This window comes from Streptomyces lydicus (genome assembly GCF_004125265.1).
GTDB lineage: Bacteria > Actinomycetota > Actinomycetes > Streptomycetales > Streptomycetaceae > Streptomyces > Streptomyces lydicus_C.
Map to the genome: position 1 here is coordinate 1,537,738 of NZ_RDTE01000003.1, position 24,924 is coordinate 1,562,661.

Consider the following 24,924-nt stretch of genomic DNA (forward strand, 5'->3'; position numbering starts at 1 on the left):
CTCCTCAGTTGCGCGATGGCTCCTCGACCCTACGCGTGGTGGGCGGTGGTGGTCTCAGGCCGGGGCAGCCGAGACGCGGCGCAGCACCACGGTCCAGTCGTCCTCGCTCGGCCAGCCCGTCAATTCGGCGAGCCGCCATGTCTCGTCGCCCACGGGGAAGGTCTCACCAATGCGGAGAGTGTGAAATTGCTCCTCGGCGGCGACGATCCCGAGCCGAACCCTGACCGAAGCGTCGGACCCCCTGTAGATGTCCATCACTGCGAAGCTCGCATTCCCGGTATTTCGCTGAATCCCGTGCCAGAGACCAATCGTGTCGACACTGCTCACTTCTCATCCTCCAAAGACGCATACTGGTCGCTGCAGTATTTCATGAATTCCTTGATGGTCAGCGGCTGGGGATGCCTCGCGTTGTGCGGATTGCGCAACTGAATCAGGCCCTTGTCGTCGACCGAGACGATCTCATAGGCGTGGGAACTCAGAAGGTCCTTCTCCATTTCGTTCTCCACACCCGTGCCCCTGGGCCGGGTGCCGATAACGACCGGCCTGCCGCTTTCCGTGAGCTCCCGCAGGTGAGCCAGGAGTTGCTTTTCCGGGCTGCGGCCGTGCATGTCGTACTGCGTCGGGAAATCGTGGTTCTCCGACTTACGTCCCGTGAGCTGGACGAGCAGCTCGGCACGGTCGCCCGATGTGGAGCCCTGGCCGATACGGGAGTAGCCCGTCAGCAGATTGCCGTCGAAGTCCTTGTAGCGGGGGAACTGCGACTGGTGCTCGCGCATCTTGTCGTCCCAGAACTGGTCCAGGCCCGCGATGGCCTTCTCCATGATCGCCGGCCAGGCGACGCCCGTGTCGTTGGCGTCAGCGTAGGCGGTGGTGTTGGGGAAGTCGCTGTACACGGGCACGTCGGGAGTGACCCGCACGGTCAAGATACGCCCGGTCGGGACCTGGTTGCCGTGGTTGTTGCGCGCGACCTCGTGGAAGCGGACCTCATAGTTGCCGTCCTCCGTCTCGCGGATCATGTCCTGGAGGAGATCCGGGTACCTGCTCGCGACGGCTCCCATGGTGGCGATGATGCCGCAGTCGCCGATACCACCCTGTTTCGTCTGCTCACGCGATGGAGGCCCGTCGAACAGCGGCACGCGCGTACCGTCGGGACGATCCAGCGGAGTGCCGTAACGGTCGGGCTGGAACTCGGGCAGCTTCTTGTGGTTGCCGAAGCGCGGGTGGTCCACCTCAGTGATGATCTCGGTGGGCTCGGCCGGGCCTGACTGGGTCAGGGACTCGAAGAGCCGCTTGAACCGGCCTCGCTTTTCAGACTGGTTGTCCGAGGCGGGGGAGCCCTCATGAGGCTCGTCGGCGGATCGGTTCGGGGCGCCGGCCTGCTCGCCCGCCCCCGTGGCGGCGGAGTCCGCCGGGGGCCTCCGGCCCGTGCCTGCCGGGCCGGCCGGAGGACGTCGGTTCGTGCCGGCCGGGTCCGATGGGGGCGTGCGGTGGGGGTCCGTGGAATGGGACGGGCCAGACTGAGGCGCCTGGGTGGGCGTTGTGTTCTGGCCCGGATTCGCCAGCTTCTGTTCCAATTCGCGGACGAAATCCAGGTGTTGCTGAATCTCCGTGTCCTGGAATTGCTGGCTCGGCGTGCGGTACCTGCCGAGCGCAGTCCTGATGTGAGACTCGGTCCTGCCTTCCGCACGCAGCCTGTCCCGCTCGGCTTCCTTCAGCTTCTTGAGGTCCGGGTCCGCCCGATAGGTCGTGCCGTAGTAGACGGGAACACGGTCCATCGCCTGGGAATCGCTGATTGCCCTGGAGCAGTTGGCGTGGCCGGTGGTATGACCAGTTTTGGTGGTGGGCAGGCCACAAGGCTCACGTTCGGTGTAGAAGCCCTTGACCTTGACTTTGGTCTGCTTTCGAGCTTCGCGATTCTCGTTGAGCTGGTCGATCCAATTGAGGATGTGGGACTCGGAGTGCATCGGGCCGGAACCGTCCACGGCAGGGGGAACCGACGAATCGACGATGTAGTGACTTTCCTTGGTGTCCGGGTCCAACACTTCCACGACTGCGTAGTTCTTGCCGGAGAAGTCGGGCGAATTGTTCTCCGTCTCCTCAAGCACCCGCTTGAGGTCCTCCACATCCCGAAGGATCGTCCCGTCCGGGTGCGAGGCGAGTTCACGTCGCCAGGCAGCTGCGGATTCGTGGAACTTTCCGTCGTTGTACACATCGTTGTTCGCTGCCGGGTCAGGGTTCACGCCAACGGCGTTGTTGGCGTGGAAGGACTGGCTGACGCGGGCCAGACTGGCGATCGCGGCGTACCGCTGGCCGTCGTTCATGTGCGACCACGCGGGATCAAGATGCTGCCGGAGATCACTGTCGGTGAAGTTCGTCGACGGCATCGGAACATTCCGGTACGCCGTCATCGCGGCCTTGTGGGCGGCCTCAGCCTGGGGGAGCGTCTGCTGGGCATTGGCGAACCGCTGCTCCGCCGCCGCCCGCCTGGCCTCGGCCGCCTGCTTCGCGTCGTCGGTCTTGGCCTTCCGCTCCGCGGTCGCCGCCCTGGTCCGCTCTGCCTTGGCGTCGGCGACTTCCTTCAGCGCCCTGTCATAGTCCTGCCCGGCTTCACGTACCCGCTGCGCCGACTCCGCGTGTGCCTGGCGGCGATCGGCGGACTCCCGCAGTACGTCGGCCAAGGGCACCCGGGGCGGGTCGCCTTGCGGCTGCGCCCACTGCCGCATCTGCGCCTGGACCGGGTCCAGACCGACCCGATGGACGTCGTGCGAGTCTCGAAGGTTGCCCTGGGCCTTGTCCGGAGGACGGTTCGCAGGCGAACCGGTCCCTTCTTCCGGGGCCGGAAGGCTCTGGTTGCGCCGCTCACGAGTGGCTTCCGCGCTGGGATCGTCGGGCTCGGGGGTCGCACCGGCCGGGCGCCGGGGCGTGGTGTGGTCGGTATCGGCAGGTGTGGTCCGGCTCTGGTTCTGCGTGGTGGGCTGGTTCGTGGCGTCGACGGGCCGTCGGTTGGCGGCCAGCGGGATCGCGAAGACGCCGTTGTTTCCGCTGTGGAGCGGGGTGGTGCTGCTCTGGCCCGTCTGCGGGTCGGCGTAGACGATCTGACCGTTGTGATTGACCACGTTCCAGGCGTGGGCACGCCCGTCGTCGTTCTGGGTGATGATCACGGCCTGTGAGCCGTGGCCCTCGTTCAGGAGGGTGGTCTCCAGGTTGTCGTACGCGTCACGGCCGTCGCCGAAGTCGTCGAACTCGGCGCCCAGGGCGTTCTCGATGCGGTCGCGGCCGTTGGGCTCGGGAGTGTCGGCGGGGGTGCCGTCCTCAGTGAGGCTTCGGCGGGCGGCGACCGTGGGGTTGCCGGCGTACGACTCGACGAACGCCAGTGCTCCGTCGGGGCAGTTGACGTCGCGACCGGACTCATCGGGGCTCTGGCCACGCAGATCGTCGACCCAGGTGCCCTCACGTGGGTCGGGGGCCTGCTGGAACGAGCCGTCCTCGTTGCGCGGGAATCTCTCCTGCTGCGCGCGGTTGTCGGCGTCGGTGGGGTCGTCGTAGCCATCCGGTGGACCGGAGGGGCGCGTGGCGGTGGACGGGAAGACCCCTTCCCCCGACTCCGCCTGCTGGTCGGCGGCTTGAGGGTGCTCGGTGTCGTGGGTGTCGTGGGTGTCGTGGGTGTCCTGGGAATCCTGAGGTGCTTGGGATTCCTGGCCGTCCTGCGTGTGGTCGGGCTGCGGGCTGTCCTGGTCCGTCGTGTCCGAGTCCTGGGTCGTTTCCGAGTGCCGGTTCGTGGTGGAGTCCGTGTCCGGGGCGGTCTCGGATCCCTGGTCCGGGCCGGACGAGTCGGGGCCCGGGCTGTTGTCGGTGTCCGGAGTGCTCTGGGTGGACGGTTGAGGCACCGACGGGGTCAGGAAGTACGGAGTGATCGGATTCCGGTTGGCGTCCAGCGGGGTGTAGAAGACCTCTTGGGCGCCCAGGTGAATCGGACTCTCGCTGACGACACCTGCTTGCGCGTCGACGAACAGGACCTGGCCGTTGTGGTTGACAGCGGCGAAGGCATGGCCGCCACCGCCGGGCCAGTTGACGCCGATCACGGCTGCCGAGCCATGCCCGGCCTGCGACAGCTCGTAGGCGATACGTGCGTACGGGTGGGGATGGTCCTTGCCCGCGTACGTGCCGGGTGCGCCGGCCCAGCGCGCCTGGTTGTCCACCGAGTCGCGCTCCGCGGAGTAGGTGTTCAGGCTGCCGTCCGCATTGAGGTCCAAGGTGCGCGGGGCGGACACCATCGGGCGGCCGAACCAGGTCTCGAGGAACGAGCGGGTGCAGTCGGCACAGTTGTTGGACCGGCCGGGCACTCCCACGCCGCCGTCGTTCTGCAGACCGACCCAGTTGCCTTGCCGCGGGTCCGCGTACACCTGCGGGGTGCCGTCCGGGTTCCTCGGGTGAGCATTCTCGAGGTCCTGCTGATGGGCGGGGTCGGGAGTGGTCAGGCCTTCGAACGGGATGTTCAGGTCGTTGCGGATGTCCGAAAGGCTGTCTGCCTGGGGCGGAGGCGCCGTGGGTTGCTTGGACGCGCTGTCGCCGGCAGGGGGCTGGTTCTGATCGGGCGTCTGGTGGGTGGCGTCCGGCTGCTGATTGTCCGGCTGTTGGTTGTCCGGCTGTTGGTTGTTCGGTGCCGGCATCCCTTGGTCGTTCGGCGTGGAAGTGGGGTTGGGGGACGCGGCCGGTGACTGCTGGTCCGTCGGACGGTTCGTCGGCTGGTCGCCGCGGGGCGGCGTGGTCGGGCGCCCTGGCGTCTCGGTCCGCGGAGTCTCGGCACGCGGCGTGTCGGCGCGCGGCCGCGTGGTCGGGCGGCTCGGTGTCTCGCTGCGCGGCGTCTCGCTGCGCGGCGGCGATGCGGGACGGTTCTGCCGGATGTCCCGCGACGGTGTCGTGGGCCTGGTGCTCGGCTGTTCCGTACGCGGCGTCGTGGCCCTGGGCGTGGTGGCCCGCCGTATCGTCGTGGGGTTGCCTGCCACCGGCGCCTGCGTCGGGATGGGGCCGGCCGCCGGTGGTGGCATGGCACCCGGGGGCGACGTTGAGAGCGTCGCGGACGACGGGCCCGCCTGCTGCGGGATGCCCGCCTCACCGGGCTGCGTACCGCTGGCCGGGGGAGCCGCCGTGTCGGTGCCGCCCATGAGGCTGAGGTTGTCGTCGTCCGGGTGGTGCGGGGTCGATGCTGATGGTGTCGGCGCGTGGCCCTGACCAGGGCTGGGGTTTGCGGCGGGCGTGCTGCCGGGCATGGCGCCGCTCGGCATGGAGAAGCGGCCGCTGCCCTGGTTCTGATCGTTGTTGCCGTCGTGGGAGTCGTCCGGTATGGGGCCCTGGGCCGGTGCGGGCATGGTGGTGACCGAGTCGCGGGCGGCCTGGTGCACGCCCGGTTCGGGGCGGGAGTCGTCGGGAGCCGGGGCAGGGGCGGCCTCGGGGCGGTCTGTCTCCGGCGGCGGGGACGGCATGGGCGCGGGCTCGGTGTTGCGCGGATCCGGGATTGACGCGCCCTGCTCAGGGGTGTGGACGTCGACGCCTTCCGGGCGGCTCGGGCGAGCGCTGTCCGCAGTGGTGTCCGGCGCCGGGGAGGTATCGGCATCCGGCATGGTGCCGGGGCCCTCGATGGGCGAGGAGTTGGAGGGCACGGACGGCTCATTGCCCGGTGCCGTGCTCGGCGGGGCGTCCGGTGTGCTGTCCGGACGGGCGGAGTCAGGGGTGGTGTCGGGGGCCGGTCCGCCCTCCACGTCCGGCCTCGTCGTGGTGGACGACGTGGACGAGTCCGGAGACGAGCCGGGGGTGGACGAGTCGTCACCCGGAGGACGACCGATGCTCTCGTTGTAGGCCTGGGTACCCACGTCGAAAGGGCTGGACGAGTCGGAGCCACGGCTTGGTGAGGGCGAGGACGACGAGGGTATCGACGAATCCGGGCTGCCGGTGCGGTCCGTGCTGCTGTTGGACGGCGTACTCGGGAAGGAGGACGAACCCGAAGCCGGCGGGCCATCGGACGACGAGGACGGGCTCGATGAAGAGCTGTCCGAACCGCTCGACGGAGACGAGGACGACGGACCGCCGGTATCCGGTGCCCTGCGCCCGGAGCCGCCGCTGTCCGAGCTGCCCCGGTTGCCGCTGCCTGCCGCGTCGCTGCTGTTGCCGGAGTCGGTGGAGGTGCCGTCGGAGCCCGTGGAGCTGTCGCCGTCGGTCCTGCGCCCCGAGTTGGTTCCGGAGCTGCCGTCTGCGCTGTCGCCGCTGCCGCTTCCGTCGTTGGAGCTGGTGGAGTCGTCGCTGCTGTCGCTGCTGTCGGCTTCGGAGTCGTTGCCTTCGTGGCCGTGGCCTGCTGCGCTGTCGAGGCCGCCGCGGACGCGGTGGCCGGCGCGGTGTCCGGCGCCGTCGCGGAGGGATTCGCCGAGGGTCTCGCCGGTGTTCTCGACGGCGTCGGTGAACGCCTTGGCACCCGTCTTGGCGGTGCGGCCGAGGTCATAGCCGTTCTGGGCGCCGAAGTTCTGGTTGACGGTCTGGGCGATGAGGTCGGAGGCGATGGCCTGCAGGGCGGATACGAAGGGTTCCTTGGCGCACTCGAGGGCGGCCTCGAGGAGCTGCTTGGCGGCCTTCTTGAGGAGTTTGCGGACGACCTCGCGGGTGGCGAGGGTGGCGGCGGCGCCGCCTAGTTCGGACAGGCCCAGCGTGAAGGGGGCGGTGGCCTGGGCCGCGGCGATTTCGCAGGCGAGGATCACCAGTTGGGCGATGACCGCGACCTTCATGGCGATGACGATGGTGGCAGCGGCCTCGAAGGTGAAGGCGATGACCTCGGCCGCCTGCTGGGCGTCGTCGAAGTAGCCGGAGCCACCCGAGAACTTCTCCCAGGTCTTGGTGAACCCCTCGATGGCGTCGCCGGAGTTCGCCGCCAGGACGTTGCCGGCTATCTGGGTTCCGCGGGCCTGGTGTTCGGCGACCTCGAAGCCGAACTGGCGCCAGATCTGGGCGCATTCGAAGAGCATGTCCTCGTCCGCGGCCGGCCAGTCGAAGCCGAGCATCTCCAGGACCCACTCGACAGCAACAGGTGGGTTCAACAAGGTAGGGCTTCTCCCCCGTGATGATGTGCGTAAATGCGCGGCGTACGCAATGCGCGCGCCGACAGACGGCGGCCACCCGCCGGTCCCTCGTCGTGAGCCTGCCGGCTCAGGTCACGGGGCCGAGCTTCCTCTGGACGACCGTGCCCTTGTCCGGGGCGGCCCACGCCTGCTCGTTCTCGACGTGCTGCTTCATCAGCGAGTCGTTGAAGTCTTCGTTCTCGGCGTGGTGCTTGGCCATGGCGGTCAGCGCCTTGCCGACTTCCTCGAGTTTGGCGGCGAGGTGGCCCATCGACTCGTACATGCCGTCGCGGAGGCCTTCGTAGACGACGCCGAACTTCTCGCCGAGGTCGTCATCACCCCAGGGCGGCGCGCTGGACTTGCTGTCCAGGGTGGTCAGGCTGCTCCAGAACTGCTCGCCGAACGACTTCTCTTCCGGCGGCTTCTGCTTCGCCGCCACATCCTTGGTGGGCTCGCCCGCGCGCAGTTTGGCCAAGCCGTTGACCAGACGTCGTACCGAATCGTTGAAGTCATCGCCGAGCTTGACGAAGTGGGTGCCCTCCGACTTCAAGGACTCCACATCGGCCTGGAAGCCGCCTGCCCCTGTCACAACATCCCCCACGCCGGTCATGATTACTCAACGACATGTTCAACCCTAAGCCAAACAGCATGCTGACCGAGCACCAGTTATGTCCATGCGTCACCATCGTGTTCTCCGGATGCGTGCCTCGTCGGCCTGGCCCCCAGGCCGAAGAGTCCCACTGCGAATCCCGGCCCGAGCGGCGGACTCTCCCTATGGACTGGCAGGACCACCCGGTGCACGGGTGGTGCGCCGACGATGTGGCATTGCCCGGGTGTCGCGCCCACCACCTCGATTCAGTGACGCGGCCGATGCCTTCGGCGCATCCTGACTGCCACGCGCCTCATGTCAGAGTGGGGTGGGAAGGGGACGATGGCGCCTGGTGCACTGCCCTGTGAGGTGGGGACGCGGCTGGCGGGGATGTACCCGAGCTTTTTGATGTCGGCATGGACCCCAGGTGGCCGGGGGCGGCGTGTTCGTAGCGGTGGATCACACGGCCGGTGGTGCGGTCCGCGTGGGCCGGGCGGGTGAGCTGCAATCGGCCGAGGACGCGGCGCACGGTCGAGGGGTTCAACCGCACCAGGTAGGCGATGCGGGCCCGTGGTCAGAACACCTAACCCTTGGGCCGGCGCAGGCTCCGGTATAGCTCGATCGCCGAGTCCGGCGGAAAGTTGGGGACATAGGTGACGGCTCCGTCGCTTTTGGAGATCACCATGTGACTGCCGCCCAACGGCGCCTGAGTGCCGGGCGGCGGTGGGGGCATGACGGCGTGGACGAGGAAGCCGATGTCGAACTCTGCCACATACAATGGCGCCGGGTTTCCTTCCAGATCCAGTACTTCGAATCGGGCGCGAGCGGCGGCCAATGCCTCTTCGGCAGTGGCGGGGATGGGCTGTACCGGTTCCGGCGCGTCGGGATGCGGCACGGACTCTCTCCTATCGATGAAAAGGCGACTGTGGGTCAGGCAGGATCATGCGGTGGAACACGGGCTTGGCGCAGGGCAGTTGCTCGTCGAAACGCCGAGCCGGAGCCGAGCCGACGCCCAAACCGATAGGGCACAAACACGTGACCCTGGCTACCGCGACCGTGCTGCTGGGGCGTCCCTGCAAGCTCCTTGATTCAGAGCGTTGTCAAGGTCCTCGTTCCCCTTGCTCTTGAACCCGTCGCCCATGGCAGTGCCTCCGTTCACCGGTCGGCGTCATCGAGCTTCCGGTTCACGCCCGTTTCCTGTCTGTGCCAGCGTACCCAGAGGCACTGACAAGCCCTCACCCCCTGGGTGTCTCAGTGCTGTCCCAGGCGTCCGGCCGATACTCCCTCCAAGACAGAGGGATCGCCGTGTTCGGGGTAGCCGACGTCGAACTCGCACATTCGCAACGGCGTCCGGGTGCCGCGGTACCGCCGCGTCCGTCGGGTGGGAGCCACCTTGCGGGCGGTCGCCGTTCCCCGCCGCCGGGGCGCCGTCCCGGCCCAGCTTCTTTCCGGGGCCCTGGGCGCCGCCACGGGTTCCCGCACCGCCACGGGTTCCCGCCCGCCGCGGGCCCTGTGGCGCGGGCCCGCGGCGGGGCGGTCCGCTACAGGCGCGGGGTGCGCGCCTCGATCCGGTGGTCGAAGGCGGCGCCGCCGACGCCGACCGTGGTCACTCCGCCGTCGACGGTGAGGACGGCCCCGTTGACGTAGGACGCGGCGGGCGACAGCAGCCAGTCGATCGCCTCGGCGACCTCCTCCGGATCACCCGGCCGCCTGGCGGGGTTCAGCCGGTTCGCTTCCTCGTACGCCTCCTCGGCGCCGCCCGCCAGTCCCGCCTCCGCCGCGAACCGCGCCATCCGCTGGTCGGCCATCTCCGTCCGCACCCAGCCCGGGCACACCGCGTTGGCCCGCAGCCCCTGCGGCCCGTAGTCGACGGCGAGGGAGCGGCACAGGTGGAGCAGACCCGCCTTGGACGTCGCATAGGCGGCGTTGCCGACACTGTTGCGGAGAGCGCCGACCGAGGCGACCGCGACCACCGCGCCGCGGGCCGCCAGCAGATGCGGCAGCGCGGTGCGCAGCAGCAGGAACGGGCCGGTGAGGTTGGTCCGTATCAGCTCTTCCCAGTCCTCGACCTCGGTGTCGCCGACCGCGCCGCCCCGCCCGATTCCGGCGTTGAGCACCACACCGTCGAGCCTCCCGTAGGCCGTCACCGTCGTCTCGACGAGCTCACGCACCGCCTCGGGGTCGGCGGCGTCGGAGGGGTGGGCCAGCGCTCCGGTCTTCTCGGCCACCCGGCGCAGGGGCTCGGGCCGCCGCCCGGAGATCACGACCTGGTGGCCGGCAGTGCGCAGCAGTTGGGCGGTGGCGGCCCCGATTCCCGTTCCCCCGCCCGTCACCAGGACAACTCGCTGTTCCGACATGGTCGTTCGCCTCCGAAGGTGGTCGACTTCCGGTTCCCCGCACTGTGAGCATACGAAGCACCGACGCCATCGGAACCGACCGGGTGCCGCTGCCGCAGGCACCGTGGCCGGGCGACGGGCGGGGAGGCCGACCGGTGTCAGTGCCTGCGGTTTCCGGTACCACGTGGAGTGGTGGGGTCGTGTTCCAACTCCGCCTCCGGCGTCGTGGGTTCGTGCCAGGAGGCCAGCAGCCGCAGTGCAGTCTCCGATGAACTGCCGTGTTCGGTACGGTAGATGAACAGAGTCTGGTCGGGGTCGTCGCCGGGGGTGAGGGCCTGGTAGGTGATGGTGAGGTCGCCGACGAGGGGGTGGTGGTAGCCCTTGGTGCCGGTGGTGCGCTGGTGGACTTTGTTGTCGGACCAGTAGCGGCGGAAAGCCTGGCTGCGTATGGACAGGTCACCGACGAGAGCGCTGAGGGCGGGGTCGTCGGGGTGACGGCCGGCGTCGAGGCGGAGCATGGCGGCCGTGTCGGCAGCGACGGTGTCCCAGTCCGTGTACAGCTCGCGGGCGTGGGGGTCGAGAAAGACGAAGCGTGCCTGGTTGCGCTGCGCGGCGGGCAGGGCGCGGAAGTCGGTGATGAGCCGGCCCGCGAGGCGGTTGTGGGCAAGGACGTCGAGGCGCCTGCCGAGGACGAAGCCCGGCCGACAGGCGGCCTCCAGGGTTTCCAGCAGGTCCCAGGTGCCGGGATGGACGCGCTGTGGCCGGGATCGACGCTTGCGCCGGGCGGAGCTGGGGCGGGCGACGGTGTGCAGGTGGGCGCGTTCGGCGTCGTCGAGGCGCAGGGCGGTGGCGAGCGCGTCAAGGACTTCCGCCGAGGCGCTGGGGCTGCGGCCTTGTTCCAGGCGGGTGTAGTAGTCCACGCTCACGCCGGCCAGCCGGGCGAGTTCTTCCCGTCGCAGTCCGGGCACCCGGCGGCGGCCGAAGCCTTCTTCCTCCAGTCCGGCCTCCTGCGGGCTGAGGCGGGCGCGAGCCGAGCGCAGGAACTCTGCCAGGCGAGAGCTTGTCTCCTCACGGTTCATGCCACCGAGTCTCGCGCGTTCGCACCCGGTATGGGCACAAGAGGGTGGCCCAGTTCGTCCCCCGATCGGCCGGGCCTTCTTCGCCCCCCTTCTCCCTGCTCGGAGCTGGTTCAGTGAAGTCGGGAAGGACGACGGGGACGCGGCCTCGTTCCCCGTCTCCGTCCCGTCACCGACGAGAGAAGGAGCCGTTCATGTCCACCTGGTTCATCACCGGAGCCGCCCGCGGGTTCGGCCTGCAGATCGCCCGCGCCGCGCTGGCGGGCGGTGACGCGGTCGTGGTCACGGCCCGTAACCCGGACAGCCTGCCGGATGACCTCAAGCGGTCCGACCGTGTGCTCGGCCTCGCGCTGGACGTCACCCGCAGCGAGGACATCACGCGGGCCGTCGATGCGGCTGTCGGCCAATTCGGAGGTATCGACGTGCTCGTCAACAACGCCGGGCGCGGACTGCTGGGCGCGCTGGAGGAGATCACGGACGCCGAAGCGCGCTCCCTGTTCGACCTCAACGTCTTCGGCCTGATCAATGTCACCCGTGCCGTCCTCCCTGTGATGCGTGAGGCGGGCCACGGCAAGATCGTCCACATCGGATCGCGGTCCGGATTCGAGGGCGAGCCCGGCGTCAGCATGTACAGCGCCTCGAAGTTCGCCGTCGCCGGGATCAGCGAAGCCCTTTCCGTGGAACTCGCGCCGTTCGGCATCCAGAGCATGGTCGTAGAACCCGGTGTCTTCCGCACCGACTTCCTCGACGGCAGCTCGCTGTCCACTGCCGCCTGCCGTCTTCCCGCCTACGACGGCACCCCGGCCCACGACACCCTCGACTGGATCGGCCAGGCCAACCACGCCCAGCTCGGCGATCCCGTCAAGGGGGCCGCGCTGATCTACGAGGTGACCTGCCAGGACAAACTGCCCACCCACCTGGCGCTCGGCCGAGATGCCATCGAGCGCCAACTGGTCAAGATCGGCCGGCTCCAGGACGACCTCACCGCATGGCAGGCGAAGTCCACGGCCACCGCCCACGACGACGCCGCCTGACCGGGCGGAGGAGCACGGGCGGAGGATGCCTCCCTTCCGGGCCGCCACTCGTCACGGGCCGGCCGACCGCCCCGTGCCGGTGCCGGTGCCGGCCCGGCACCCCGGGGAGGGCCCAGGGGAGGAATCGCCTTCCCCACAAGGGCTTCACCGGACTGACCCTCCGTCATCGAAATGCAGGCAGCGTCCGAGGATATAGCTGGCCGCGAATTCTTCCCAGGAGTTGTAGGTCATCCGGCTCAGACGTGCACCAGCGCCTCTTCCGCCTCCGGGATATCCGTGAAGCGGGCGCCGACTCCCCAGCGAGCCATCCAGGAAGTCCGTCCGTAATCCCATGCCAGCACGGACCGCACGCGACCGCTGGCGGCAAGGATGCCGTCCGCACGAAACCGGCCTTCGTAGCGCGTAATACGGCCGATCAGCTGCTTCACCCCGGCAACTTGGGCGTCGGAGACCGTACCGCCGATTTGGGTGGCGTTGTGGAGCAGCACCTTGTTCCGCCGTCTCCCGCCACAGTGCCGGATCGACCTGGCCGCCGAACTGCTGGGACAGCGAGCTGCGGACTTCCGGCACGAACTCCCACGGGCCCCTGACACCCGAGTCTTTGAGAAGGCGGTCCAGTGCACCCTGCCAGCTGCTTCGGTCGGTTACTCCCCACCACTCTTCCAGGCTTTTGCGCTCCAGGAAGTAGCCGTTGCCGTGCGTGCCCATGGCGTTCCACAGGGCTCCGTTGGTGACGTTCATCAGCGCCCCGCACCCCAGCCCATGAGCGACGGGCCCTTGGAGCGGGCCACCCACCCGCAGGGTTCGCAGGGTGCCACGCTGCACGTCCGCCCCCTTCCCCCGGTCGGCATGTGCCTTCCACAATCCCGGGTCGGGCGGGAAATACGCCTCGCAGGGAGTGCCCGAGCACGGCGCGGCAGGTCACTCTTCGTCGCCCCGGCGTGGGCATCGAGTCCCGGCAGCACCGTCCGGCTCATGTGGGATCCTCGCCACCGTTGGGCCCTTCTGTCACAACTCCCCTTCTGCTTATGGTGTCTTGAGACCGCAGAGCGCGGCCGAAGGGAGATCTTCATGCCTACACAGACCATCACCGCATCGCGCAGCCTTCCTCGCTTCGAAGACGCCGAACCGCTCGGCCCACAGGACGCGGAGTTCGCCAGGGACATCAAGGCAGTGCTGGAGAAGCACGGCAACCTGGACCGGTTCGGTCTGGTCCTGTTACACGACCACTTCTCGATCGGCAGCGACGAAGTGGCCGTCGAGACGAACGACCCGCAGGCCCGCACTCTCCACGTCACGGTGGAGAAGAAGGGAGAGACCCAGCACGCCCATCCGTCGCAATGGCGGTTCGTCGCGGACTCCGAGGAGACGCCCACCGCACAGAGCGACAGCACTCCCTACGAGGCGCTGATGCTCTGCCTGACGCTTGCCTGCGAACGCCGCTGAGGCCGGACCGCTGAAACCGGACGCTCCCGGCTGACACGCCCGCACACAGCGGGAGGGCTGTACCAGCTCCCACGGGTACAGCCCTCCCCGTGCTGATGACCACCCGCCGCTCCAGGCCGCACCTTCCGGACCGCGGGCCCGTTACGCGTCCTCCTTCAGGATCACCAACTCGCCTTTGCCGATGGGGGAAAGGGAGCTGAGGTAGCCGTCCGAGGCCGCGACCAGCCGGTTGAAGTCTTCCATCTGGTGGGCGTGGGAGGTCGCGTTGTCGACCACGAGCAGGTGGCCGGCTGCGAGGATCCGCTGTAGCGAGGGCCACCAGTCGGCGTACTGGCCGCGATCGCTGTCCAGGAAAATGAAGTCGTACTCGCCCGCATCGCACGTCCCGATGAACCGGCCGGCCTCGTCCCCGATCTGCTGAATGCGGGGACCGAGCCCGGCACGCTGAAAGTTTCGTTCGGCCATCGCGCGCTTGTCAGACGCCTTTTCGATGGTGGTGACCGAGCCGTCCTCGCCCACGGCGTCGGCGAGCCACAACGTCGAGTAGCCGTTGGACGTCCCGATCTCCAGCACCTTCTTGGCTTTGGTTGCCTTGACCAGCAAGGCGAGGAACACGCCGGTGTCGTGGGTGATGTTCAGCATCTTCCGGCTTCGGTCGTCCGTCGCCGCATCGTTGGTACTGCCGAATTCCTCCAGCTCACCCAGCAGTGCGGCGAGATCGTGTTCCATGGTGAGTCCTCTCCTTGCTTCATGAAGCCTCGTCAGCCGGCCAGGCTCTGTATCGCGACGTACAGGCCGAGGAGCAACAGGGCGACACACAGTACTGTGCGGAACTTTTCCTCGGAGATCCGCCGGCGAATCCGGTTGCCGGCCGACATCCCGAGAAACGCCGGGGCCAGGGCGGCGGCCGACATGACGCCGAGATCCATGCTGAGCAGGTCCTGCGTCCGCAGCGACCAGGCCAGACCAACGGTGGAGAACGTGAAGAGGATGCCCATGCTCTGCACCAGTTGGTCCCGCAGCAGGCCGATGGATTGCAGGTAGAAAACTCCTGGGACGGCTGACGAGCCGGTCATTCCGGTGAGGAAGCCGTTGGTGGCTCCGAAGACCACACCGGCGGGGTGGTGCCACCATCTGTCCCTGATGTTCACGCGGAGCTTGAACAGCCCGAGCAACCCGTACACCGCGAGCCCCAGGCCGAGCAGTGCGGACATCACATCCGCCCGGAAATAGCTCAGTGTGAACGCACCCGAAACGGTGAAGACCGTGGCAGCCAGGAGAAACGGCCAGGTGAGCCGAATGGCTTCCCGGCCGTGACCACCGCGCGACGCCTGAAGGACGTTCGTCAGGAACGTCGGTATCAGAATCAGCGCCTTCGCGGGGTGGATCCCGACCGTCGCCGCAAGAATCCCGAGGACGACGGGCGGCAGGCCGAGGCCGGTCAAACCCTTGATCAACCCACCCGCGAAGAACGTCAGAACAATCAACGTGACGGTGGCCACGTCGAAGGAGAGCAGGGCCGTGTGGGTCAAGAGTTGCGGCCGCTCCGCGGGTGCGCTTCCTCCACGCCACGGGAGGCGAAGCACCGCAGTGCCGTCACGACGTCAGCTTGCTCCTCCGCGTCCAGGACCTCGGGCTTCTCCTGTTCGAAGTGATCGGCGAGTTTGACGATGTCGCCCTTGCGATCCTCGATGTAAATGGCACCGCCCGTGACCTGCGTCGCGGAGCGCTCGGCGAACTGCCCCGCAATGTCCTTGGCGTCCCGGACGAAGTTGATGTCGAAATCGCCGATCTGCAGAAGGACATAGCGTGAAAGCGTTCCGACAGGTGCTCCATTGACGAACCTGTGCTTGCTCGGATGGGGAACCTGGAACACCTGGTCCGGCTGGACGGTGAACACCTCGTCCGTATCGGGCAGTTCGATCGTGATCTGCCCCCGTGAGCAATACATCATGTCGGACACTTCATTATGGAAGTGGTAGGGGACAGCCTTGTGGTCGAGATTGAACAGGCTGACCCGCAGGCCGTCCTGATAATGGAACTCTTTCATCTCCATGGTTCAGCTCCCTGTCTCGCTGGTGACCAATCCGGGACCCTCGACGGCCACGGAGCCTGCGGTGACGGCCGCCGCGATGTCTAGCCACTCGTCGGCAACCCACTCGGCCGCCTCGACGAATGCGCCGGCGAAATTGTGTTCGTGCTGCCAGAACCTGACGGGCGAACCGTAGGAGGTGAGATACGGCGACGGAACACACCCGCCGCCCACCCGCTTCATCACCCGGTACCCGCCCCGGGCGTCGAGCGCGATTCCGCCCGTGACATACCCCCCTTCCTCATGCGGGACGATCTCGCCTCGCCTCAGAAGGTTCTGCACCAAGGGCGACGGATGGTTCTCCATGCCGAAGTTCTGCCCGCTGGCACGGATCACGCAGTCCGCCCGCAGGGTCGACTGTCCGCCCTCGTCGGACCGGTAGGTGATCCGGAAATCACCGTCCTCCCCCACTGCTGTGTGCGGCGCGTCATAGCCTTGCTTGACGGTCGTCAATATCCCGGCGTCCATCAAAGCGAGAAGCTTCTCCGCGTTTGCGGACGGCATCGGCACGGCCGTCCGAATGAAGTGGGTGTCGAGCAGACGGTCGTACGTCGCCTTGTCGGACGGTTCGAGCTGCTGGTAGAAGCGCATTCTCCGCGCTTTCAGCACAATGGTGTGGACGAGGTTCCCGGTGTACGAGTCCCGGAGATCGCTCGCGAGCTTTTCCCTGGCGGAGCGATAGCGGGGGCTTTTGATGTCGTTCCACCCCACTGCCCCTTCGGTTGCCCGGCGCAGGTCCTTGTCCAAGAGCTCCAGAATGCGCTCGATCTTCAGCTGCCCTTGGTGATCGCGCCGGATCTCCGCCAGGCGCTCCTCCGTGAGATGGTGCGGCTCGTACGGTACGAGCGGCCCCCGCACGGGAGGGAAGAAACCGCAGCGCGATCCGGCGACGATGTGCAACGGCTCTTCGCCGTCCCGCACCGCCGGCCGGTACGACGCGATATGACCGTCCTCGGTGTAGGTGAACTCGCCGTCACCGCTCAACGTCATAATGGCGTCGATACCGCTCGGGCCCATCCCCTGAACGAACACCCGGGGCCGCTCGCCGCGTGCGCGCCGCGACCGGAGGTGTTCGTCGACGGCCGCTTTCACCGCGTCCGGCGGATAGGGCGACATGGCGTATCCACTCTCTCCGGAGAGTGGGTCGGTCGCCTTGGACTGCCAGTGCCCGGTGCTCAGCAGGACGCGGTCGATTCCGTCCACCGTGCACTCACGGTCGGTATCGAGGCTACGGAGGGACAGGGCGAAACCCTGCTCCGTTGCGTAGCCGTCGACGGCCTCGTGGCGCACGTACTGCTGAACGTCGATACCCTGTGCACGGGCCCGCTCGACGGTCTCCTGGAACCGCTTCTCGAGATACAGGCCGAACAACGCACGCGGATAGAACTCGCCGTTTTCCGGCTGCCATTCACCGAGCTCGATTCCGGGATGCGTCTCCCGGACCAGCTCCGGATGGTCCTTAATGAGCCATGGTTTGCTCGCGGCCAGCCAGTCGACGAAATCATTGCCGTGGATCCCCATGGTGCTCGCCTCGTTGTTGCACCGATGCGCGAGCTGGACGTTGTCTTTCGCGTAGGGATATCCCGGCCCGTTCACCGGCCCCCGCTCCACCGTGACGATCGTGACGGCCGAGGGGGAGAGCGGGGGCATACGGCGTGGATCGGTGAGTCGTTGCACCACATGCCACAACGCGCAGGTTCCTGCGAACCCTGTGCCGATGATGCAGTAGGTGATGCTTCCCCTCATCTTGGCATTCAGGTCAGGACTCCAAGCGTGTGAGGGCGTCCCGGATACGTATGCCGGCCTTGCTCACGAGCGCACCCGTCCGGCCGCAGTTGATCCGCACGAGGTGATCGAGGAAGTGGCCCTCCGCGAAATGGCTGCCGCAGATCGTGGCGACCTTCGCCTCTTCCAGCAGGAACTGATCGGCGCTGCTGTAGCCCTTTTTCTGGTAGGCGTCGGCGTAGCCCGAAAAGTCGACGAAGAGGAAGTAGCCCCCCTGGGCTGGGCTGATCTTCAACGAGGGGACGGCTTCGAGCTCACGCAGCATGGCCTGGAGATTGGTGCGTGCGGCCTTCGCTCTGGCGGCCGCCACCTCGTCCATTTGCGGCTGCAAGGCGATGTGCGTGGCGACCTGTCCGTAAGTGGACGCGAACGAGGTGATGTTGACCTGTGCGCGCGCCGCGGCGTCCACGATGTCCGACGGGCCGCAGAGGTAGCCGATCCGGTCGCCGTGCATTCCGTACGTCTTGCCCGGTCCGGTCACTGACAGCGTCCACGGTCGCATGGAGCTGCGGCTGCCGTCGGGGAGCGAAACGTCGATGGCGGCAAACGTCTTGGCGCGCTCCCCCACGATATGGGCCTCGTAGGGAGAGTCGAACAGGACGTAGACGGGGCTCTCGCCGCGGGACTCGCACCGCTGATTGTGCCGGGCGATGACATCGGCCAGCGCCGACAATTCCTCGGTCGAATAGACCTTGCCGGTCGGGTTGATGCAGTCGCCGAGCACGACAATCTTGGTCCGCTCCGAGAGCGCTTCCTCCAGAGCCGGCGCCGTGAGGCCGTCGTGCGCCGTGACCAGGACGGTCTTCGGGATGGCTTCGTGCAGCCGCACCATGTCCGAGTAGTGCGGCCAGTTGGGCACCGGGATCACGACTTCGTCGCCCGGGTTCAGCAAGGCGTGGAAGACTACCGAAATCGAACCCTTCACACCGCCCGGCGTGACCATGATTTCACGGTTCGGATCGTAGGAAATGCCATGGAGTCGGGCCACCCGCGCGGCCACGGACTCCAACAGGAACGGAAATCCTCTGACGGGCGCAAAGGCATGAATCGCGTCGGATTGCTTCTCCACGAACTCGATCACGCCTCGGTCGATCCGGGGATCGGTCGGTGTGTCCAGCGCGCCGATGCTGAGGTCGATGATCCGGTCGCCCTCGGGGAGTGCCTTGTTCAGTGCGGCGATCTTCGCCGCGGTGCCGTGAGTCACCGATTCGGGAATACTCAGGACGGCATCGGAAATTCCACGATTTTTCTGCACGGTCGGCCGAGTCACCTCTCCCTGCTAGGAATTCAACTCGCGGACGGCCTTGTGCATCGCGTTCCACATTTCCTGTTGTATCTTCAGCGTCTCGTTCGCGCCGTAGGCGATCTCGGCGACGTCGGCATCGGTGCGGCAGTTGTTCTGGACGCACTTCTTCGCATCGGCGGCATGGCGTTCCTCGACGCCCTCGTCGCCGACATGGACGTTGAAGTAGATCTCGACGTTGTTGACGAACTCGGATTCGGGCTGCTTGTTGTTGCTGTTGCGGAACGCCGTACGGCAGACCTGCAGCATCCTGTCGGCGTGGGACTCCAGCGCCATCGCGACGCCCAGCATGCGGTGGTAGTTCGCCCCCAGCAGTTCCCGGGTGCGCTCCCGGTACGCGAACGTCTCCGGAATGACCAGGTCACTGCGGCGCGCGTCCTTCACGAGTAACGGCGCCAGGCCGAACTCGATCTCGCCGTGCAAGTTGTGGGCGTTCTCCATCAACACCTCATGGCAATGGGCGGCCTCGCCGTTCCCGGCCTCCTCGTTGAGGATGTAGGAGAACAGGACCAGCGTGTCCCGGTCATCGTTGGCCGCCGCCTGCGCACACACATGGGCGATGCCTTTGACCGTGCCCTCGGTGCGCTGGAAGAAGTTCGCCCGGTGGAATTCATAGGTGCGGCTGTTCCATGGCGAGTTCTCCAGGAACTTGAAGTACTCGTTGTCGTAGACCGGGTGCCGGTCCAACTCGTCCATGAGCGAAGTGACTTGATCGTGAAGTGCCGGTGCCGTGCTTGTCGCCATCTTGCTTCACTCCAGTTCACGCAGGTGTGGACGGGGTCAATAAGCTGGTCAAAATTGACGCAACGTTGACACAACGATCCACTGGACAGATTCCTTGAGACGTCTTCGATTGCGCTTGATCACTATCACGAGCCATCGTGGCGGCCCTGCCTGGTGAACTGCGGGAGTTGCCCCGCGAATTCACCTGTCCCGCACTATGAGAGCATTCGAGTCCGAGGAAGGTTATTTCATTCCACGGACAGGAGAGATTCGCTCACTTCCGCGCGCGTCGCATCGCATCGCGAAGAGCTGATACCCGGAATCGGACAGGACCGAAGAAACCTACAGACCTTCCTCCTGATGAAGGCAGAAGAATCGCTGAACGTAAATCCGCCCTCCAGGTGAGCCACGATGACCACCCGGTGTTCGGCCGTGCTCCATGATTGCCTAAAGGTTGATTCGAGGACAGTCTTTACCGGCCACTTGTCGAGAGCTGAACCACTACCCATGGTCACGGCTTCGTCACTCCACCGGGAACGTCGGTACGGGGGTTACGGTTGGCCACGATGGTGCGGGAGTGGCGCCTGCGACAGCACCACCCCAGCAAGTACTGCCCTCCGAGGCCCCGGAGCGCCGATTACGGAGTCATGACTTGACGGCGAACTCCTCGGGCAACCGGCCGTGCATGACCGGGAGTCATAGTCGGCTTGAAGTAGCCAGTTTGGATCCGAGAGGCTTGGTCTCGACGAACTCCTGACCACGCGGTGAGCAGCCGGGCAATCGCTGTGGCCGTCAGCGTGCCGTCCGTTGGCGGGCGCACCGGGGCCACGCTCCCGCACTCGTGTATCCCTGCTTCCCAACTGGGCAGCTCCGGCCCGGTCCTTGCCGCTCTCCTTGGCGTCCATCCCTCCCTCATCAGCGTGTTAGCCGGGTGTTAGCGGAGCGGCAGCCGTGCACTAGTGGCCCCGATCAGAGTGGGTGACGTACCGAGGAAACAACGACGCCGACCGCCCCGGGGAATCCGACATGACCTCCAGCACCACTGTCCGCACCGCTCGTCGCCGCACGCTGCGCATTGCCGCCGCGGCCCTGACCGCGGCCGCCGGTCTCGCCCTGACCGCCTGCTCCGGCTCGGACGCCGGCGGCGCGAAGTCCGCGGGCCACACGACCATGCGCTCGGCCGCCGCCGAGTCCACCGCGTCGGGCTGGTCCGGATTGCAGAGCACCGACGCCAAGGCCGACGTCAAGGCGGGCGTCGCGAACAAGCAGTCGGGCCGGCAGCAGCCGGGCGGCGCGCACGCCGGTTCCGGTGGCACGGCGGCCTCCCCGGTCCGCACCCAGCGCCTGGCGGACGGCATCAGCAAGGCCGAGATCTACCAGCTCGGCGACCAGCACTACCGCGCCAAGATCGTCGCCCGCGGCTCGGTCCTGGCAACGCTGGAGACAAAGGGGCACGACGACGGACTCGACGCCAACGACATGTTCATCACGCTCACACTGGACGGCCAGGTCCACTCCTGGATGGGCGGCGGACACCAGGGACCGGGCACCTTCAAGCTCGCCGGCGGCTGGACGGCCAAGGTCACCAAGATCGGCGAACTCCGCTACCGCGCACAGATCATCGGCCACGACGGCGTAGCCGCCACCCTGGAGACAAACCAGCACGACACCGGGCTCAACGCCAACGGCATCTACATCGTGCTCAGCACCGGCGGCGTAATCAGCGCCCACGCGTAAACCCCCACCCGGCGAGGATTCGTCCCGCCGACGCCGCGCCAAAAAGACCGCTGCCCGGGTGTGTCACACCCGGGCAGCGGTCTTTCCCGCTCCCACCCCGCCGACAGCAGGAACCGCTCCCCCAGCGACAGTCCCCACGACCGTCGGCTAACGGCCCGCGGTCGACGGCCGACGGCCCTTACTCGACCGCATACAGCAGGTTGTACTCAGCACCATCCGCCCTGAAGCGCAGACTGCGCTCACCAGGCGTATCCGTGATCCACTGCTCCCCGAGCCCGCCGTCCCCGACTGCTCCGCCGGCCTCCCCGAGGAAGACGGCAATCGTTCCCGTGAAGTCGCAGTCGTACTTGACGGTGTACATCCGGTCTCCCAGCACCGTCCCGTTCCACACGGTGCCACGATTCTGGACCACGAGCCTCGGCTCGTCGACGCCGCTCCAGCCCTCAGTCGTGACGCACTGGAGCTTCTCCAGATAGAGCTTGGCCATACCGTCCCCTGTGAAGGATCCTCCCCGACACTTCACATCCTGCCGAGCCGCAATAAACGATCACTAAACGCATGAACGCGGTACGGCGCAAGCAGTACCGGGCGCACCGGCTGCTCTGCTCACGCGCGGCGTGCACATGCACGTCGCAAGCCGAAGAGCTGCTGCGTTTGCGCAGGTCAGCTCCCATAGGACGGTGGATGGAGCAGCTTCCGGAACACGGTGTCGGCTGTCTCTGCGTGAGCGGTGGCCAGTCGACGGATCGGCCGTGGCGCGATCGACTCCTCGCGCAGATACGTGCGCAGGAGATCCTGGTGCGGTTTGCGACCCGCGAGGGCGGGGTCCGCGAAGAGGTCTCGCAGCATCCCGTAGTCCGCGGAGAAGTTGAGCCCGTCGACCCGGTCGTAGATGACGCCGACGGTGTCCGCGCCCGCCGATTCCCGCGGAAGCTCGAAGAAGGGCAGGGACCTTGCACGCCGTCGTGCCCCGCTGTGCACGAACCCCCGCCGGGCCAAGCCGACGGGGGTTCGTTTCCCACGGTCGCCCCCCATGACACCCGACTCCCCCGGCAGCGGGTTCGCGCAGTTGGCGGTGCCGTGAGGGCCGGGGCAGGGAGCCGGCGGTGCCGCGCGCGATACACGTGCCGCGCGCGGTGCATGTGCCGCACGCGGTGTGCGATCGGCGTCAGGGGCGCTGCCCGTTCAGTGGGCGAAGCCCCAGTCGAGCATCTTGGTGGCGTCGTCGAAGCGGCTCTTTTCGTCGTCCTTGAGGATCGCGCCGACCAGGGTGCGGTTGTCCCGCTTGGCGGCGAAGACCAGGGCGTAGCCGGCCTCCGGGCCGCTGCCCGTCTTGATGCCCAGAGCACCGTCGTAGCTGCCCAGCAGCTTGTTGGTGTTGTCCCAAGTGTAGTACCGGGTGTGGCCGTTGGCGGCCGGGGCCTCCGCCTTGTACTGCTTGATCTTCACGATGTCGGCGAACACCGGCTTCAGCATGGCACGCTGGCCGAGCTTGGCCAGGTCGCGCGCGGTGCTGTGGTTGCTGCCGTTCGAGATGCCGTCGAAGCCGTCGAAGTGCGTTCCGGCCAGGCCCAGTTGCTGCGCCTCGGCGTTCATCTGGTTCACGAAGTCGGCGATCCGCGCGTCCGCGGTGGCGCCGGAGCCGAAGTTGTCGGCCAGGGCCATCGCGGCGTCGTCGCCGGACGGGATCAGCATGGCGTGCAGCAGCTGCTCGACGGTCAGCGTGTCACCGGTCTGCAGGTCGGCGGTGCTGCCACCGACCTTCTGGACGTAGTCCCGGTACTCCTGCTTCACCGTGATCTGCCGGTTCAGCCACTCCGGGTGCTTGAGCACCACCATGGCCGTCATGATCTTGGTGGTGCTGGCCATCGAGACGCTCTCGTCCGCCTTGGCCCCGCCCCACATCTCCCGCTCCTGGCTACCGTCGCGGGCGTCCAGCAGGAAGGCGTGGTCGGCGTGGATCTGGGGAGCGTCCTGCGCAGCGGCGGCCTTGCCGTTGGCGGCGTGCTGCTGTCCTGCCTGGTCGGACCCGAACTGCCGCTGCGTTCCGTGCTTCTGGGCCGCCCCCGCGGTGACCTCGCTGCCGTGCTGGTCGTTCTCGTCCGCGGAGTGCGTGGCGCCGGGGGTGGCCGCCTGGGCGAGCCCACTGGCGGTGATCGGCAGAGCGGCACCGACAAGCGCGACCATCGCGATCCGGACTCCGGTGCGATGTATGCGGTTGGGGCGGGCGTGGGAACCCATGGGGCGTCCATCCATCCTTCCGGCGAAAGGACGCCGGCTTGTAGTAGAACTCGGTTCATACTGAACCTACTTGTGTGACGACAGTGACTCAAGTCGGCTATGTCATAGTCCTGTAACGGGGTTCACTTCTGTGGTGGTTGTGCAGGTGGCTGATGGGTCGCGTGAGGTCGCTCGCGCGCAGCGCCCCGTCGCACGGTCGCATCGTCATCTCCCCTGTTCCCCTGGTCCCTTGGGACCCTGGTCCCCTGATTTCCTGGTCCCTTGGATCACCGGTTCGCTGCCGGTGACCGTCCATCCGGTGGGAGCCGGCCCTTCGCCAGGCGCCGAGAGTCATACGCGGATAATGCCTGGAACTCTGCGAGCCACCACGCCTAGAGTGAGTGCACGCCCGTGATCACGGATAAGGAGGCGAGAACGATGCTCATCACGACAGCTTTGCGCTCCCGCCCCATCCGCCGGGCGTCCCAGGTCTGATCCGGGAGCGCGTCACTCTCCCGAAGGATCGCTTCACCATGACTGATCTGGTCATCCGTCCGCTCACCGCGGGCGAGACTCCCCTCTTCGCCTCCCTGCCCGACCCGGGCCTCGTCGGCCCCGCCGTACTCGGCGACGCCTACGGCATGATTGCCGACGGCGGCCGGTACCGGCCCGATTGGACCTGGGTCGCTCTGCGCGAGGGAATCGTCGTCGCCCGCGCGGCCTGGTGGGCCAGGCCCGGGGACGACAAACCCCTCGCCCTGGATTGGTTCGACTTCACCGACGGCGAGGCCGCTGTGCAACTGCTGCGCGCCGCACCCCTCCACGCCGAATACAGCCTGCTGCTGCCGCCCGGCTGGCGCGACAAGCCGGACGTGCGAGCCGCAGCCGAGGTCCGGATGGCCGCGGCCGAGGCGGCCGGCCTCCGGAAGCTGGTCGAACGCTACCGCTACACCTGGACCTCCGACTGCCCGCTCCCGGCGCGCACCGGACGCCTGGAGTACCGGCCGGAGCCGGACGACAACGTCATCCGGGGCGTAGTGCGTCGGATCCAGGAAGGCTCCCTGGACGCCCATGATCTGCACGACATCGCGCAGTACGGCAGGGACGGCGCCGTCGAAGAACTCCTCGGCCTCCTCACCTCTACGACGTCCCCACGGGACTGGTGGCGGGTGGCCTACACCCCAGCCGGCGAGCCGGCAGGTATCCACGTCCCCACGCGCAACTCGACAGGCCTCTGTATCGGCTTCATCGGCGTCCTCCCCGAGCAGCGCGGGCACGGCTACGCCTACGACCTGCTGGTCGAGTGCACACAAGACCTGGTGGCGCAAGGCGCGACACATATCGTGGCCGCGACCGACCAGGGGAACTTCCCGATGGCCGCACATTTCGCGACGGCGGGATATCCGGTCAGCGAGGAGCGCATCGACTTCGTCTGACCGGCCGTGACGGGATCCCGGCGCAGGTCGGAGCCGGCGGACTC

20 protein-coding genes and 1 pseudogene are annotated in these 24,924 nt (G+C 67.4%); 4 read left to right on the forward strand and 17 right to left on the reverse strand.

The genetic code is table 11. The annotated features are described in order from the left end of the window. Positions 1–54 precede the first annotated feature (54 nt). The 7 genes and pseudogenes from D9V36_RS09275 to D9V36_RS09300 all read right to left on the reverse strand — a co-directional run bounded on the left by D9V36_RS09275 (position 55) and on the right by D9V36_RS09300 (position 11,107). Positions 55–327 carry a DUF6406 domain-containing protein gene (locus D9V36_RS09275; protein WP_129293335.1) on the reverse strand — a complete coding sequence of 91 codons (273 nt, stop codon included), beginning with the start codon at positions 325–327 and terminating at the stop codon, positions 55–57. Next, positions 324–7,085, reverse strand: a complete 6,762-nt coding sequence (locus tag D9V36_RS09280) for a toxin glutamine deamidase domain-containing protein (protein WP_129293336.1) — start codon at positions 7,083–7,085, stop codon at positions 324–326. Before D9V36_RS09280 ends, D9V36_RS09275 begins: the two co-directional genes overlap by 4 nt. 106 nt (positions 7,086–7,191) lie before the next feature. Beyond that, on the reverse strand, positions 7,192–7,704 hold the full coding sequence (locus D9V36_RS09285; RefSeq protein WP_241720768.1) for a hypothetical protein: 513 nt from the start codon (positions 7,702–7,704) through the stop codon (positions 7,192–7,194). Between the two features lie 374 nt (positions 7,705–8,078). Then, positions 8,079–8,248 (reverse strand): annotated as a pseudogene (locus tag D9V36_RS41880) (IS481 family transposase); the annotation flags it as partial. Between the two features lie 27 nt (positions 8,249–8,275). After that, the gene (locus D9V36_RS09290) at positions 8,276–8,587 is read right to left on the reverse strand and encodes a hypothetical protein (RefSeq protein WP_241720769.1); all 312 of its coding nucleotides are present in this window, start codon (positions 8,585–8,587) and stop codon (positions 8,276–8,278) included. 646 nt (positions 8,588–9,233) lie between these two features. Beyond that, on the reverse strand, positions 9,234–10,049 hold the full coding sequence (locus tag D9V36_RS09295; protein WP_129293337.1) for an SDR family NAD(P)-dependent oxidoreductase: 816 nt from the start codon (positions 10,047–10,049) through the stop codon (positions 9,234–9,236). A 137-nt stretch (positions 10,050–10,186) separates the two neighbouring features. Further along, entirely contained in the window at positions 10,187–11,107 is a 921-nt protein-coding gene (locus D9V36_RS09300) for a helix-turn-helix transcriptional regulator (RefSeq protein ID WP_129293338.1), read from the reverse strand. A gap of 191 nt (positions 11,108–11,298) precedes the next feature. Here D9V36_RS09300 and D9V36_RS09305 point away from each other — a divergent pair, with 191 nt between their 5' ends. Continuing rightward, positions 11,299–12,138 (forward strand): SDR family NAD(P)-dependent oxidoreductase, encoded by an 840-nt coding sequence (locus tag D9V36_RS09305; protein ID WP_129293339.1) that lies wholly within the window; start codon positions 11,299–11,301, stop codon positions 12,136–12,138. Between the two features lie 236 nt (positions 12,139–12,374). Here D9V36_RS09305 and D9V36_RS09315 read toward each other — a convergent pair whose 3' ends face one another. Then, on the reverse strand, positions 12,375–12,626 hold the full coding sequence (locus D9V36_RS09315; protein ID WP_164992921.1) for a DUF1266 domain-containing protein: 252 nt from the start codon (positions 12,624–12,626) through the stop codon (positions 12,375–12,377). A 583-nt stretch (positions 12,627–13,209) separates the two neighbouring features. On the opposite strand from D9V36_RS09315, the gene D9V36_RS09325 reads away from it, so the two are divergent. After that, positions 13,210–13,584, forward strand: a complete 375-nt coding sequence (locus tag D9V36_RS09325; protein ID WP_129293341.1) for a hypothetical protein — start codon at positions 13,210–13,212, stop codon at positions 13,582–13,584. A gap of 141 nt (positions 13,585–13,725) precedes the next feature. On the opposite strand, the gene D9V36_RS09330 is transcribed toward D9V36_RS09325, so the two are convergent. From D9V36_RS09330 to D9V36_RS09355, 6 genes are read right to left on the reverse strand one after another with little or no spacing between them, the layout of a single operon-like run. After that, positions 13,726–14,313: an O-methyltransferase gene (locus tag D9V36_RS09330; protein ID WP_129293342.1), complete on the reverse strand. Its 588-nt coding sequence runs from the start codon at positions 14,311–14,313 to the stop codon at positions 13,726–13,728. Positions 14,314–14,345: 32 nt separating this feature from the next. Then, positions 14,346–15,116: a sulfite exporter TauE/SafE family protein gene (locus D9V36_RS09335; protein WP_206739629.1), complete on the reverse strand. Its 771-nt coding sequence runs from the start codon at positions 15,114–15,116 to the stop codon at positions 14,346–14,348. Continuing rightward, a complete protein-coding gene (locus tag D9V36_RS09340) occupies positions 15,113–15,640 on the reverse strand; it encodes a cupin domain-containing protein (protein ID WP_129293343.1) in 528 nt (175 codons plus the stop codon). The genes D9V36_RS09335 and D9V36_RS09340 overlap by 4 nt, the downstream gene beginning before the upstream one ends. Before the next feature lie 3 nt (positions 15,641–15,643). Then, entirely contained in the window at positions 15,644–17,422 is a 1,779-nt protein-coding gene (locus tag D9V36_RS09345; protein WP_129293344.1) for an FAD/NAD(P)-binding protein, read from the reverse strand. Positions 17,423–17,435: 13 nt separating this feature from the next. Beyond that, the gene (locus D9V36_RS09350) at positions 17,436–18,731 is read right to left on the reverse strand and encodes a pyridoxal phosphate-dependent aminotransferase (RefSeq protein ID WP_129293345.1); all 1,296 of its coding nucleotides are present in this window, start codon (positions 18,729–18,731) and stop codon (positions 17,436–17,438) included. A 9-nt stretch (positions 18,732–18,740) separates the two neighbouring features. After that, the gene (locus D9V36_RS09355; RefSeq protein ID WP_206739630.1) at positions 18,741–19,460 is read right to left on the reverse strand and encodes an iron-containing redox enzyme family protein; all 720 of its coding nucleotides are present in this window, start codon (positions 19,458–19,460) and stop codon (positions 18,741–18,743) included. Between the two features lie 1,053 nt (positions 19,461–20,513). Here D9V36_RS09355 and D9V36_RS09360 point away from each other — a divergent pair. Beyond that, positions 20,514–21,224: a hypothetical protein gene (locus tag D9V36_RS09360; protein ID WP_129293347.1), complete on the forward strand. Its 711-nt coding sequence runs from the start codon at positions 20,514–20,516 to the stop codon at positions 21,222–21,224. Positions 21,225–21,402: 178 nt separating this feature from the next. Here D9V36_RS09360 and D9V36_RS09365 read toward each other — a convergent pair whose 3' ends face one another. The 3 genes from D9V36_RS09365 to D9V36_RS09375 all read right to left on the reverse strand — a co-directional run bounded on the left by D9V36_RS09365 (position 21,403) and on the right by D9V36_RS09375 (position 23,465). Beyond that, on the reverse strand, positions 21,403–21,711 hold the full coding sequence (locus D9V36_RS09365; RefSeq protein WP_129293348.1) for a hypothetical protein: 309 nt from the start codon (positions 21,709–21,711) through the stop codon (positions 21,403–21,405). Positions 21,712–21,887: 176 nt separating this feature from the next. Further along, on the reverse strand, positions 21,888–22,259 hold the full coding sequence (locus D9V36_RS09370; protein WP_241720770.1) for a hypothetical protein: 372 nt from the start codon (positions 22,257–22,259) through the stop codon (positions 21,888–21,890). 150 nt (positions 22,260–22,409) lie between these two features. Further along, complete coding sequence (locus tag D9V36_RS09375) at positions 22,410–23,465, reverse strand: D-alanyl-D-alanine carboxypeptidase family protein (protein WP_129293349.1); 1,056 nt, start codon at positions 23,463–23,465, stop codon at positions 22,410–22,412. A 512-nt stretch (positions 23,466–23,977) separates the two neighbouring features. On the opposite strand from D9V36_RS09375, the gene D9V36_RS09380 reads away from it, so the two are divergent. Beyond that, positions 23,978–24,880, forward strand: coding sequence for a GNAT family N-acetyltransferase (locus tag D9V36_RS09380; protein WP_129293350.1), 903 nt, complete (start codon positions 23,978–23,980; stop codon positions 24,878–24,880). Positions 24,881–24,924 lie beyond the last annotated feature (44 nt).

Bases quoted from the DNA above. Each gene is read 5' to 3' on its own strand.
- D9V36_RS09295 (WP_129293337.1), bottom strand. From the start codon at position 10,049: ATGTCGGAACAGCGAGTTGTCCTGGTGACGGGCGGGGGAACGGGAATC.
- D9V36_RS09300 (WP_129293338.1), bottom strand. From the start codon at position 11,107: ATGAACCGTGAGGAGACAAGCTCTCGCCTGGCAGAGTTCCTGCGCTCG.
- D9V36_RS09305 (WP_129293339.1), top strand. From the start codon at position 11,299: ATGTCCACCTGGTTCATCACCGGAGCCGCCCGCGGGTTCGGCCTGCAG.
- D9V36_RS09325 (WP_129293341.1), top strand. From the start codon at position 13,210: ATGCCTACACAGACCATCACCGCATCGCGCAGCCTTCCTCGCTTCGAA.
- D9V36_RS09330 (WP_129293342.1), bottom strand. From the start codon at position 14,313: ATGGAACACGATCTCGCCGCACTGCTGGGTGAGCTGGAGGAATTCGGC.
- D9V36_RS09340 (WP_129293343.1), bottom strand. From the start codon at position 15,640: ATGGAGATGAAAGAGTTCCATTATCAGGACGGCCTGCGGGTCAGCCTG.
- D9V36_RS09345 (WP_129293344.1), bottom strand. From the start codon at position 17,422: ATGAGGGGAAGCATCACCTACTGCATCATCGGCACAGGGTTCGCAGGA.
- D9V36_RS09355 (WP_206739630.1), bottom strand. From the start codon at position 19,460: ATGGACGAGTTGGACCGGCACCCGGTCTACGACAACGAGTACTTCAAG.
- D9V36_RS09360 (WP_129293347.1), top strand. From the start codon at position 20,514: ATGACCTCCAGCACCACTGTCCGCACCGCTCGTCGCCGCACGCTGCGC.
- D9V36_RS09365 (WP_129293348.1), bottom strand. From the start codon at position 21,711: ATGGCCAAGCTCTATCTGGAGAAGCTCCAGTGCGTCACGACTGAGGGC.
- D9V36_RS09370 (WP_241720770.1), bottom strand. From the start codon at position 22,259: ATGGGGGGCGACCGTGGGAAACGAACCCCCGTCGGCTTGGCCCGGCGG.
- D9V36_RS09375 (WP_129293349.1), bottom strand. From the start codon at position 23,465: ATGGGTTCCCACGCCCGCCCCAACCGCATACATCGCACCGGAGTCCGG.
- D9V36_RS09380 (WP_129293350.1), top strand. From the start codon at position 23,978: ATGACTGATCTGGTCATCCGTCCGCTCACCGCGGGCGAGACTCCCCTC.